Raw genomic sequence first — 11,926 nt, forward strand, 5'->3', positions numbered from 1 at the left:
ACTATGAAAATAGCACTTGTTGGTTACGGAAAAATGGGTCATATCATTGATCAAATTGCCACGAAAAAAGGGCATGAAGTTGTTGCGAGATTAAATGAAACTCCAACGCTTGAGAATCTGAACAATCCTGATGTGGTCATCGAATTTTCTAATCCTGAAGTTGCTTTTAATAATATTAAGGTCTGCCTCGAAAATAAAATCCCAGTCATTTGCGGAACCACAGGCTGGTTGGATCGTAAAGCTGAAATTGAAGAAATCGCAGTTGAAAATAATTCAGCTTTTTTATATGGATCTAATTTTTCTTTAGGGGTCAATTTGTTTTTCGCTTTAAATGAGAAGTTGGCAAATCTGATGAAAGATTTTTCCGAGTATAATATTCAACTCGAAGAAATTCATCACACCCACAAAAAAGACGCTCCGAGTGGAACAGCAATTTCTCTTGCCGAAGGAATTATTAAAAATAATGAACGATTCGATGCTTGGAAACTCGAGGAAACATTAAATGAAGAACTAGGAATTTTCGCCATACGACAAGATGAGGTTCCCGGAACGCATAGCGTCTACTATAAAAGTGAGGTCGATGAAATTGAAATTAAACACACCGCTTTCAACAGAAATGGGTTTGCAGTAGGCGCCATAATTGCTGCCGAGTGGATCATCGGAAAATCTGGAAACTTCACTATGAACGATGTCCTTTTTAATAAGCAATAAGCAATTACTCATTGCACATTACTAATTACTCATGTTCTGTAACATTTTTCAAATAAACTAAACTAATAGCGATAAGAATTACATTATGAATTACTTTCTTACTTATTTCATTTACGTTTTAATTCTCTCTGTAATCATGGGGATTTCTACGTGGAAGCTTTTCAAAAAAATGGGTTATAATCCGCTTTTTGCTTTTGTTCCTTTTTATAATTACTTCATTATTTTAAAAGAGACGCAGCATTCAAAATGGTGGGCTGCATTATCCTATATCCCTATTATCGGTCCGATTATGATGACTGCTTTCCATGTGTTTTTAATGAAGCATTTCGGGAAAAAATCCTTTGTTCAAGTTTTGCTAACCATCTTCCTGCCGTTCATTTACATGGCGGTGGTGAATTATTCTAAAGATACCGAGGTTGAAGTAGCAGACGATCTTTATTTAACAGAAGACGAATTAGTAGCGAAAGAGAAAGATACTTTTGCAGGTTCAATCACTTTCGCCGTCGTGTTTGCCACGATTATTCACGTCTTTTTCACGCAACCTTTTGGAATCCCTACCGGTTCTATGGAAAGAACGTTACTCGTAGGAGATTTCCTGTTTGTAAACAAGTGGACTTACGGTTTTAGAATGCCAATGCGTCCGGTCGCGCTTCCTTTCCTGCAAGGAACGATTATGGATACGGGTGAAAAAGGAAATCCTAAAGACGATCCGAAATCTTATGTAGATGCGATAAAGCTTCCTTACACCAGACTTTTACAACTAAAGAAACCGCAGAAAAACGACATCGTCGTTTTCAACTATCCGCAAGATTCAGTGCATGTTGCGATTGATCGAAAAGATCCTTACGTAAAAAGGTGTGTCGCTGTTGCGGGAGATGTTCTCGAAATGAAAGCCGGGCGACTTTTCATTAATGGAAAGCCAGAACAGATTTTAGGTGATCAGCAAATGCAGCATAAATTTATTGCTACCACCGGAAGTCAATTAGACATTCCAGCATTGTACAAAATTTATGGTTTTTTACCGGTACAGGAGCGTCAAACGCAAACAGGATTTGAATATGATTTTCAAGGTTTGACGGACAAAACAGCCAAAGAAATTAAAGAACTTCCGCAAATTATCGAAATCAAAGAACATATCTGGGACAAAGATGTTGCTGCTGTTCAATTTAAAGCAAATGCCGCCAGAGACGCTTACACCAAAAATATCGACAGCACTCAATCGATTTTTCCAGTCAACAAAAAATGGAATCAAGATTGGTATGGCCCGTTAAGAATTCCGAAAAAAGGCGATGTGGTTAATTTAAATCAGGAAACATTGCCAGAGTATCAGTGGATTATTTCAGAATACGAACATCATCATCTGGAAAATAAAAACGGCAAAATATTTATCGACGGCAAAGAAGCCACGCAATATACCATTCAGCAAGACTATTACATGATGATTGGTGACAACCGCGATGCGTCGTTAGATGCCAGGTTTTTTGGCTTCGTTCCAGAAGAAAATATCGTCGGTTCGCCCATGTTTACTTGGATGAGCGTTCAAGGACTATTTACCGATGGTGGCTCGACTTACCAGGCAGATAAAAAAGTCCGTTGGGACAGAATGTTCAAAGCAACCAATACCGGTGAGTTGCACAAAACTTCGTATTGGTGGGTTGCCGCCTTAATATTAATTTTGTTTTTCGGTTGGGATTTCATCATGAAACTCTTCAAAAAGAAAGAAGAAGAAATTTAGTTTTTTCAGGAGCTACATCCAGCTTTCCGCTCTATCTTTTTTTCGTCGTTCCTCCTCAAAAAAGGATGCCGCTTCAATCTGGGCTAGAAAGTAGGATTTAAATAAAAATTGTTCAATAATATTTGAATTGTCTATCTTCTTTCAGCGCGACGATCTTTTATCTAATCTGTAAGTTAACAATAATGCAAGTTCTATTACCCATATTTTATCTTCCACCAATTTCCTGGTTTGCCGTTTTTCTGAAAGACGATGCTGAAATAATTTTTGAGCAATATGAGAATTTTCCAAAACAAACGTATCGTAACCGTGCAAACATTTACGGAGCTAACGGGAAATTATCATTAATCATTCCTATGAATCACAATGGAACGAGATTGTTGAAAGAGATTCAAACTTCTAATCGTGAAAAGTGGCAGCACATTCATTGGAAATCTATAAAAACTGCCTACCAAACTTCTCCGTATTTTGAATATTATGAAGATCAGTTAGAAGGTATTTTCACCTTTAAAACTACATCCTTAATTGATTTTAGTCTGAATGCTTTAAAAATAATTCAAAAATTATTAAAAACAGAAAAGGCATATTCTTTGAATAACGAGTTCTTCAAAGAACCGACGCAACTTAATTACAGAGATCAGTTGTCTGCAAAAACAGTGACAGATTTTGGGATGGAGGAATATTATCAGTCGTTTTCTGATAAATATGGTTATTTAAAAGATCTGTCTATAATAGATCTTCTTTGTAACAAAGGCCCGGAAGCTTTGACCTATATTAAGAATATCAAAATAAAATAAAAATCAATATGAATAAAATATTAATTGCAGCTTGTTTTATGACAAGCTTCGCTTCGTTTGCCCAAAAAGCAGAAGTACCCTTAGATCCTATGCAAGACAAAAATTTGATGACTTGGTATCATCAGGATTTTGCATCTTCTAATACCTACGGTGTTAACACTCAAAATGCATATAAATATTTAGAGTCTAAAGGTTTAAAAATTAAACCTGTGATCGTCGGAGTTTTAGACAGTGGCGTAGATGTCGAGCATCCAGGCTTGATTAAAAATATGTGGCGAAACGTCAACGAAGTTCCCAACAACGGAAAAGACGATGACGGAAATGGCTACATCGATGATATTTACGGCTGGAATTTCAGCGGTGGAAAAAATGGAGACATCGACGTTGACAATATGGAAGTGACGCGGGTCGTTAAAAAATACCAGTCTGTTTTCGAAGGGCCAAATTCTACCCAGAACAAATCCAATCAAGCAAAAATGCCTGAAGATTTCAACATGTACATGACGGCGAAAGAAATTTTCACCAAAAAAAGTGTCGAAGCAAAACAGAACTACGAAACTTATAAGAGAATCCAAGAAATGATTCCAACTATGGTCGGAATGCTTAATGGTCAAAACTTAACCCAAGAAGTAGTTTCCGCAATTAAGCCGACAACTTCGGAGCAGGCAATGGCCGCTTCAGTTTTAGGTCAAATTAGCAGAGACCCTTCTATTACAGGGAAAGGTCCGGCTGAAGTTAAAAAGTTTTTAGAAGCGCAGATGAAGGAAGCTTTAGATTACTATGAGCCGCAAGCTTTGAAACAATATAATTTAGATTTTGATCCTAGAGCCTCAATCGTTGGCGATAACTATGATAATTATTCTGAAAAAAATTACGGAAATAACCATTACAAAGGTCCAGATGCGCAGCATGGAACTCACGTTGCTGGTATTATAGCTGGTCTTCCGCACGGTGATGAAGTACAATATGGTGTAGGGTATAAAACCGCGAAGATCATGACCGTTCGCGCCGTTCCCAACGGTGACGAACGAGATAAAGATATTGCCAACGCTATTCGATACGCAGTGGATAACGGCGCGAAAATTTTGAACATGAGTTTTGGCAAACCAGTTTCGCCAGGAAAAGATGTAGTTTGGGATGCTTTCAAATACGCTGAATCAAAAGGAGTTCTTCTCGTTAAAGCAGCCGGAAATGAAAACGAAAATATTGCAGAGAATGTTTATTTCCCGACCAATTATAAAACTATTGATGATGCCAAACCTTTCATTAATAATATGATTGTTGTTGGTGCATCTACGAACGACAATGAATTTTTGAGAGCAAGTTTCTCTAACTATAATAAAAAGATGGTAAATGTATTTGCGCCTGGTGATAAAATTTACTCTACGGTTCCCGATGGAAAGTATGAATATCTACAAGGTACGTCGATGGCGTCGCCCGTAGTTGCAGGTGCAGCCTCGGTATTGTTGGCGTATATGCCGAATTTAACGCCAGCTCAAATGATTGAAGCCTTAGTCAAAACTTCAAATAAATCAACAGTCAATGCGATGATTAGCTCAAATACCGATAATAGATTCGATTTAATGTCGGAAGCTGGTGGCGTAATTGATTTACGGAAGGCTGCTGAATATGCCTACACCAACTTTTATAGATCTTCTAATGTGAAAACGGATTCGAGTCCAATGAAATCTTCTCCAATTAAGAAAAAACCAATTATGAAGAAAGTGTATAAAAAATAATAAGATTCATTCAAAAACCCGATTAATCGGGTTTTTTTGATAAATGCTTTTACTTGGCACGGTTTTTTGTACTTCTTAAATAATTAAATTGAACTACTATGAAAAATTTATTATTAGCAGGAATTATTGGAGCAGCCATGACTGTTTCATGTTCAACAGCAAAAACGGCTCAAACTGATAGAGCTGAATTTTTGAAGTTAAAAGGTGACTGGCAAATTACCAGCGTTAATTACGACAAAAATTACAAAGTAAAACCATTTGACGAAGGTGCAGATGCTCAATGTTTCGTTGGAAGCCAGTGGAGATTAATTCCAAATAACTGGTCTGGTTCTTATACATTAAATGGCGGTGGAAGTTGTCCAAGTGTTATTCAACCAATTAAGTTTGAAGTAACAAACAGCAACGAATTTAAATTCAAAAAAATGTTAGAAGGTTCGAAAGCTAAAGCGGTAACTGTTGGTTATTCTTTAAACTTAATTAGCCAGACAGCAGACCAATTCAGTTTAGAACAAAACGTTCCTTCTGGAAACGAAAATGTGAGAGTTGTTTACAATTTCGAAAGAACAGGAATTAAATAATTATAAATATATTTAAAAGAAAATATTATGAAAATTTTTAATAAAACAGGTATAGCAGCTTTATTTATTTCAGCATCAATGCTGACAATGACAAGTTGTGAAGCAGTAAAGAATTCAAATAATCAGCAAAAAGGAACCGTAATCGGAACTGCAGCAGGTGCAATTATTGGTGGTGTTCTTGGTAATAACTTAGGTAAAGGTAAGAATGCACCACTGGGAGCAGTTCTTGGTGGAGTAGTTGGTGGCGTTGCCGGAAATGTTATCGGTAACAAAATGGATAAACAAGCCAAACAAATTAAAGAAACCTTACCAGGTGCTGAGGTAGAAAGAGTTGGTGAAGGGATCAGAATTACCATGAAAGAAAATATGGTGAATTTCGGATTCGATTCTTCTAACTTGACCGAAAGCGCTAAAATGAACTTAGATAAATTATCTGCCGTTTTAATCGATAATCCTGATACCAATATAAATATCTACGGTCATACGGACAGCAAAGGTGCTGACAGTTATAACCTTTCTCTTTCTGAAAGAAGAGCTGGTGCGGTAAGAAGTTATTTATTATCAAAAGGAGTTTCTTCGAGCAGAATGATTGCGATGGGCGTTGGTGAAGCTGATCCAATTGCATCAAATAGTACCGATGATGGTAGAGCTCAAAATAGAAGAGTTGAATTTGCAATTACTGCAAATGAAAATATGATTAACGAAGCTGCTAACAATCAGTAATCAACTATCATATTAAGATTTTTAAAATCCGCTTCGGCGGATTTTTTCTATTTAAAATTCACTAATTTTACGGCTTGATTTAATATAAATGATGAAATATGTAAAACTCCTTCGCATCGAGCAGTGGGTCAAGAATCTTTTTGTTTTTTTACCGCTGTTTTTTTCAGGAAATATTATGCATTTTGATCTTTTGATGAAGAGTATTTTTGCGTTTGTACTGTTCTCGTTAACTGCAAGTAGTATTTATATTATCAATGATTATTCAGACATCGAATCCGATAGAAAACATCCGGAGAAAAAAGACCGTCCCTTGGCAAGTGGTGCGATTTCGAAATCAACAGCCCAAATCATTTTAGTGATTTTACTTTCGTTGATTTCTGTTTTAATGTTTCTAAGCAGTGAGTTTTTATTAGATAATCTTTGGAAATTTACCAGCATTATTGCATTTTATTTCGTGATGAACTTGGCCTATACTTTTAAGTTAAAACACGTCGCCATTGTAGATGTGATGATTATTTCAATCGGTTTTGTCCTGCGGGTTTTAGCAGGAGGTTATGCCACGGGAATTTTAATTTCGCAATGGGCAATTTTGCTCACCTTTGTTTTAGCCTTAGTTTTAGCAATTGGTAAAAGGAGAGGAGAATTAATAAATGCCCAAATTTCTGGTCGTACGCGAAAATCGCTTGATGGCTATAACGTACAATTCGCAGACATTGCACTTTCAATTAGTTGCGCTTTAGCGATTGTTTGCTATTTGATGTTTACCCTTTCACCAGAAGTTCAGCAGCGATTTCACCCCAGAGTCTTCTACACGGTAATATTTGTTGTTTTTGCTTTTTTGCGGTATTTGCAACAGACTTTGGTTTATAATAAAACCGAATCGCCGACCAAAATTATTTATAAAGATCACTACATTCAAGTCACTTTAGTACTTTGGTTGGTCGCATTTTTATTACAAATTTATTTCAAGAAATGAAACCAAATTATAAACAGTCTGTAACGAGCTGGGGAAATTTTCCGGTGGTGGAAAAAGAAATGAAGTCCGAAGATTCATCTGCTAAAATTAAAGAGTATGTTCGCACGCACCACGACATTATACCTCGCGGTAATGGCAGAAGTTACGGTGATTCAGCTTTATCTGAAAATATATTTTCGACAAAACGGCTTAATAAATTTATCAGTTTCGACCGTTTGAACGGAGTGATAGAATGTGAATCCGGAGTTTTGCTTTCTGAGGTTTTAGAGGTAATTGTTCCGCAAGGATACTTTTTATTTGTCACTCCAGGAACTAAATTTATTACAGTTGGTGGAGCAATCGCGTCTGATGTTCATGGGAAAAATCACCATGCAGATGGTTGTTTTTCAGAATGCCTTATTGAGTTTTCCTTATTGAACGAAAAAGGGGAGATTCTTACTTGTTCGCGGACAGAAAATTCAGCTAAATTTTGGTCAACAATTGGTGGAATGGGCTTAACTGGAATTATCCTTTCATCAAAATTCAAACTAAAAAATATTGAAAGCAGCTATATACGTCAGGAAAGCATCAAAGCTGATAACTTGGATGAAATTTTTAACTTGTTTGACGAAAGTGAATCTTGGACGTACAATGTTGCCTGGATTGATTGTCTTCAAAAAGATAAAAATTTAGGACGAAGTATCATGATGCGTGGCGAGCATGCCTTCAAGCACGAGTTGCCAAAAAAACTGCAAGACAATCCTTTAAAAGTGCAACTTAATAATAGCCCATCGATTCCCTTTTATTTTCCAAATTTTGTTTTGAATAATCTGACCGTTAAATTATTTAACCTCTTATATTACTTTAAACAAAACAAAAAAGAAGTAAAGAATTTTGTGCACTATGAATCGTTTTTCTATCCTCTGGACATAATCAACGATTGGAACCGTATTTATGGAAAGAGAGGTTTTATTCAATATCAAATGGTGATTCCAAAAGAAAGAGGTAAAGAAGGAATGAGAAAAATACTTGAAACCATTGCACAAAGTGGAAACGGCTCTTTTCTCGCTGTTTTAAAATTATTTGGAAAAGCCAATCCAGAAGCTTACAATTCCTTTCCAATAGAAGGTTACACGCTGGCTTTGGATTTTAAAGTTAATTCTAAACTGCCAAAATTGGTAGAAAAATTAGATGCAATTGTTGAAGAATTTGACGGCAGAATTTACTTAACTAAAGATTCAATGAGCAAGTCATCGCTGACCAACTATTTGAAAAATGTTCAGAATTCGAAGTTCGTTTCAATGCAGCAAAAACGAATTCAAAATAGCTAATATTTTTTTAAAGTTTTAAAAAGTTCGAAATTCTATCCCGCAATTACAGTACAAAATATGATCGTATTAGGAAGCAATTCAGAAGTCGCCCAAGCGTTTGTTGAAAAAACTTTAAACGAAGGTGAAAAGTTTTCAAAAATATTTCTGTTCACCTCAAATAAAGAAACGACCGAGAAGTTTGCGAAACATCTTGAAGTAAAATTTGTTCAGCAATCTGAGATTATAGAACTTGATTTATTAAAACAGATCGAATTTACTTCTCTTGATGGAATTAATTCCGACCTGCTCTTTTGTGCCACGGGATATCTTGGTGACGGAACTGAAGAAGGCCTTTACGATAACAGAAATACTGAAAAGATTATCGATATCAATTATGCAAAATTGGTCCCAGTTCTTAATTTCTTCGCCGGCAAAATGGAAAGACAGAGATCAGGAACTATGATTGTCCTTTCCTCTGTGGCAGGCGACCGTGGTCGACAAAGTAATTTTATTTACGGCAGTGCAAAAGCCGCTCTAACTGCTTATTTAAGTGGATTGCGAAACTATCTGTTCAAAAAGAAAGTTCATGTTCTAACCATAAAACCCGGCTTTATGGCAACCAAAATGACAGAAGGTTTACCTTTAAATCCTAAATTAACGGCAAGTCCGAAACAAGCTGCTGACGGAATTTATAAAGCTTATAAACAGAAGAAAAACGTTGCGTACGTTTTACCCGTTTGGAGAATCATTATGCTAATTATCAAAAATATTCCTGAGTTTATATTTAAGAAATTAAAACTTTAAATCATTTAAAAACAATTAGTCATTACCTAATGAAAAAATTATACTGTTTTGATTTCGATGGAACCTTAACCTATAAAGACACTATGTTTTTGTATCTTAAATTTTACAATTCGACAAAATTTAATTTGCAGTTCATCAAACATACGCCACTCTTTATCTTATTGAAATTGAAATTGATCGATGCTGAGAAAGTGAAGAAAAGTTTCATATCTTCTATACTAAAAGGAGAGTCAAGATCGAAAATCGAAAAAAAATCAGAACAGTTTTTTACACGATATTATCCCGAAATTTTTAGAGAAAATGCCTTAGATTTCATTAAAAATATCGACCCTTTACAAACGGATTGTTATATTGTGTCTGCCTCATTGGATGTCTGGGTAAAACCTTTTGCGGAGAAATTTGGAATGAATCTTTTGGCAACACAAGGCGAGTTTAAAGATGATCTATTCACAGGTGAATTTTTAGGAAAAAACTGCAATGGTGGTGAAAAAGTGAAACGTATTGAAGAAGCAATTTCAGATAAGAAATATGATAAATCAATCGCGTTCGGTGACACTTCCGGCGATAAGGAAATGTTGGATTGGGCAAATGAAGGTCAGTTTAAATTTTTTCATTAATTTTAAACTCTGAAAAAATCTAATAAAGTAAAAGTAAAAATGAATAAAATTTATTTGGATAATGCTGCGACTACGCCGCTCTCCGAGGAGGTTATTGATGCCATGGTCGATGTATTGAAAAATAATTATGGTAACCCATCTTCTACACACAGTCTTGGCCAGGAAGCAAAAATACTTATTGAAAACGTTAGAAGAGATGTTGCTGATTACCTGAAAGTAACTCCCGCGGAAATTATTTTCACTTCGTGCGGAACCGAATCGAATAACATGATTATAAAATCTTGCGTCGATCATTTAGAAGTTGAGCGAATTATTACGTCGCCCATCGAACACAAATGTGTGGCAGAAACGGTTTTAGAAATGAAGAAAAGAAAAGGTATTGAGGTTGTATATCTTCGTCCTGATAAAAAAGGAGACATTAGCTTGCAGCAGCTAGAAGATGCATTGAAGAGTTCTGACAAGAAAACGTTGGTGACTTTAATGCATGCCAATAATGAAATCGGAAACATAATAGATCTCAAGAAAGTAGCCCAAATGTGTAAGGCGCATAATGCCTTATTACATTCCGATACGGTACAGTCGATGGCGCATATGGATTTGGATTTCTCAGATATTCCCGTTGATTTTGCCTCGTGTAGTGCTCATAAATTCCACGGACCAAAAGGAAGTGGATTTGCCTTCATTAGAAAAGCTTCCGGATTAAAGGGGATAATTACTGGCGGTCCACAAGAACGAAGCTTACGAGCGGGAACCGAAAATGTTTGTGGAATTGTTGGTCTCGGAAAAGCCTTGGAAATTTATTTAAAAAATATGACCGCTTATGCTAATCACATTAAAGAGATTAAACAATACGCAATTGACCAACTTTCTGAAAAAATAACAGATGTAAAATTCAACGGTAGAAGTGCCGAAATGGACAGCAGTTTATACACGGTCTTGAGCGTATTGCTTCCTTTTAAAGATCCGATGATTGGATTAAAACTGGATATGAAAGGAATCGCCATCTCACAAGGCAGCGCTTGTTCCTCGGGGGCCGCTAAGCCTTCTATGGTAATGATGATGGTTTTAGAGGAAGAGGAGATGGATCTTACAACTCCTTTACGAGTTTCTTTCAGCCACTTTACCACAAAAGAAGATATTGATGCCTTGGTAGAAGCCGTTGCAGAAATAGCAGAATCTTTTCAAATAGAAAAAGCAAATATTGAACATAGATAGACAAGGAGTAAAATTGGCAAGAAAGTTGTAAATTTGGTAACTCGAAATTAATTTAAAAATTATATAAAATGGCATTAGAAATTACAGATCAATCATTTCAGGAAATGGTTTTGAATTCAGATAAACCCGTATTGGTAGATTTTTGGGCGGTATGGTGTGGACCTTGTCGTACACTGGGACCAATCATCGAAGAAGTTGCGGTAGATTTTGAAGGAAGAGCGATTGTAGGAAAAGTAGATGTAGACAACAACCAACAAGTTTCTGTAGACTACGGAATCAGAAATATTCCTACTGTTTTGATTTTCAAAAATGGAGAAGTGGTAGATAAAATTGTAGGGGTTGCTTCAAAAGAAGTGATTGCTGAAAAACTATCTGCACATTTATAAAAATAACTTGCTTGAAAATGAGTGCTTTCCTGATTAGGAGAGCATTTTTTTTGCATATTGTTTGCAGTGTCTGATTAAAATTGTACTTTTGCACTCACCAAAAAGAAAGACGTTCTTTAAAAACTAATGATCCGGTAGTTCAGCTGGTTAGAATGCCGCCCTGTCACGGCGGAGGTCGCGGGTTCGAATCCCGTCCGGATCGCTTTTTTATTTACTATTCGTAGTCCATAAAAATACTATAAAGTTTATCAATACTTTTAAAAAATTGATCCGGTAGTTCAGCTGGTTAGAATGCCGCCCTGTCACGGCGGAGGTCGCGGGTTCGAATCCCGTCCGGATCGCAAAATCTCTCAAATCAG

12 protein-coding genes and 2 tRNA genes are annotated in these 11,926 nt (G+C 36.2%); all 14 read left to right on the forward strand.

Going from position 1 to position 11,926, the window contains the following annotated elements:
- Positions 1 to 3 precede the first annotated feature (3 nt).
- The 14 genes from dapB (at position 4) to BMX49_RS06675 (ending at position 11,908) form a co-directional block, all read left to right on the forward strand.
- The gene (gene dapB, locus BMX49_RS06610) at positions 4 to 711 is read left to right on the forward strand and encodes a 4-hydroxy-tetrahydrodipicolinate reductase (protein ID WP_034716622.1); all 708 of its coding nucleotides are present in this window, start codon (positions 4 to 6) and stop codon (positions 709 to 711) included.
- A gap of 85 nt (positions 712 to 796) precedes the next feature.
- On the forward strand, positions 797 to 2,446 hold the full coding sequence (gene lepB, locus BMX49_RS06615) for a signal peptidase I (RefSeq protein WP_034716620.1): 1,650 nt from the start codon (positions 797 to 799) through the stop codon (positions 2,444 to 2,446).
- Positions 2,447 to 2,628: 182 nt separating this feature from the next.
- Complete coding sequence (locus BMX49_RS06620; RefSeq protein WP_034716618.1) at positions 2,629 to 3,240, forward strand: WbqC family protein; 612 nt, start codon at positions 2,629 to 2,631, stop codon at positions 3,238 to 3,240.
- Positions 3,241 to 3,248: 8 nt separating this feature from the next.
- Positions 3,249 to 4,979 (forward strand): S8 family serine peptidase, encoded by a 1,731-nt coding sequence (locus BMX49_RS06625; RefSeq protein ID WP_034716616.1) that lies wholly within the window; start codon positions 3,249 to 3,251, stop codon positions 4,977 to 4,979.
- A gap of 98 nt (positions 4,980 to 5,077) precedes the next feature.
- The gene (locus BMX49_RS06630) at positions 5,078 to 5,557 is read left to right on the forward strand and encodes a lipocalin family protein (RefSeq protein ID WP_034716614.1); all 480 of its coding nucleotides are present in this window, start codon (positions 5,078 to 5,080) and stop codon (positions 5,555 to 5,557) included.
- A gap of 27 nt (positions 5,558 to 5,584) precedes the next feature.
- Positions 5,585 to 6,280 (forward strand): YiaD family glycine zipper/OmpA-like lipoprotein, encoded by a 696-nt coding sequence (locus tag BMX49_RS06635; RefSeq protein WP_034716611.1) that lies wholly within the window; start codon positions 5,585 to 5,587, stop codon positions 6,278 to 6,280.
- 88 nt (positions 6,281 to 6,368) lie between these two features.
- Positions 6,369 to 7,256 (forward strand): decaprenyl-phosphate phosphoribosyltransferase, encoded by an 888-nt coding sequence (locus BMX49_RS06640; RefSeq protein WP_034716610.1) that lies wholly within the window; start codon positions 6,369 to 6,371, stop codon positions 7,254 to 7,256.
- Complete coding sequence (locus BMX49_RS06645) at positions 7,253 to 8,566, forward strand: FAD-binding oxidoreductase (protein ID WP_034716609.1); 1,314 nt, start codon at positions 7,253 to 7,255, stop codon at positions 8,564 to 8,566. The genes BMX49_RS06640 and BMX49_RS06645 overlap by 4 nt, the downstream gene beginning before the upstream one ends.
- 57 nt (positions 8,567 to 8,623) lie before the next feature.
- Positions 8,624 to 9,349, forward strand: coding sequence for an SDR family NAD(P)-dependent oxidoreductase (locus BMX49_RS06650; protein WP_034716608.1), 726 nt, complete (start codon positions 8,624 to 8,626; stop codon positions 9,347 to 9,349).
- A 29-nt stretch (positions 9,350 to 9,378) separates the two neighbouring features.
- Positions 9,379 to 9,966, forward strand: a complete 588-nt coding sequence (locus BMX49_RS06655) for an HAD family hydrolase (protein ID WP_034716606.1) — start codon at positions 9,379 to 9,381, stop codon at positions 9,964 to 9,966.
- Positions 9,967 to 10,005: 39 nt separating this feature from the next.
- Complete coding sequence (locus tag BMX49_RS06660; RefSeq protein WP_034716605.1) at positions 10,006 to 11,181, forward strand: cysteine desulfurase family protein; 1,176 nt, start codon at positions 10,006 to 10,008, stop codon at positions 11,179 to 11,181.
- 68 nt (positions 11,182 to 11,249) lie between these two features.
- Positions 11,250 to 11,567 (forward strand): thioredoxin, encoded by a 318-nt coding sequence (trxA, locus tag BMX49_RS06665; protein WP_034716603.1) that lies wholly within the window; start codon positions 11,250 to 11,252, stop codon positions 11,565 to 11,567.
- 128 nt (positions 11,568 to 11,695) lie between these two features.
- Positions 11,696 to 11,769, forward strand: a tRNA-Asp gene (locus tag BMX49_RS06670).
- Positions 11,770 to 11,834: 65 nt separating this feature from the next.
- A tRNA-Asp gene (locus BMX49_RS06675) sits at positions 11,835 to 11,908 on the forward strand.
- The last annotated feature ends 18 nt before the right edge of the window (positions 11,909 to 11,926 follow it).

This window comes from Kaistella antarctica (assembly GCF_900109615.1).
In the GTDB taxonomy this organism is placed as follows: Bacteria; Bacteroidota; Bacteroidia; order Flavobacteriales; family Weeksellaceae; genus Kaistella; species Kaistella antarctica.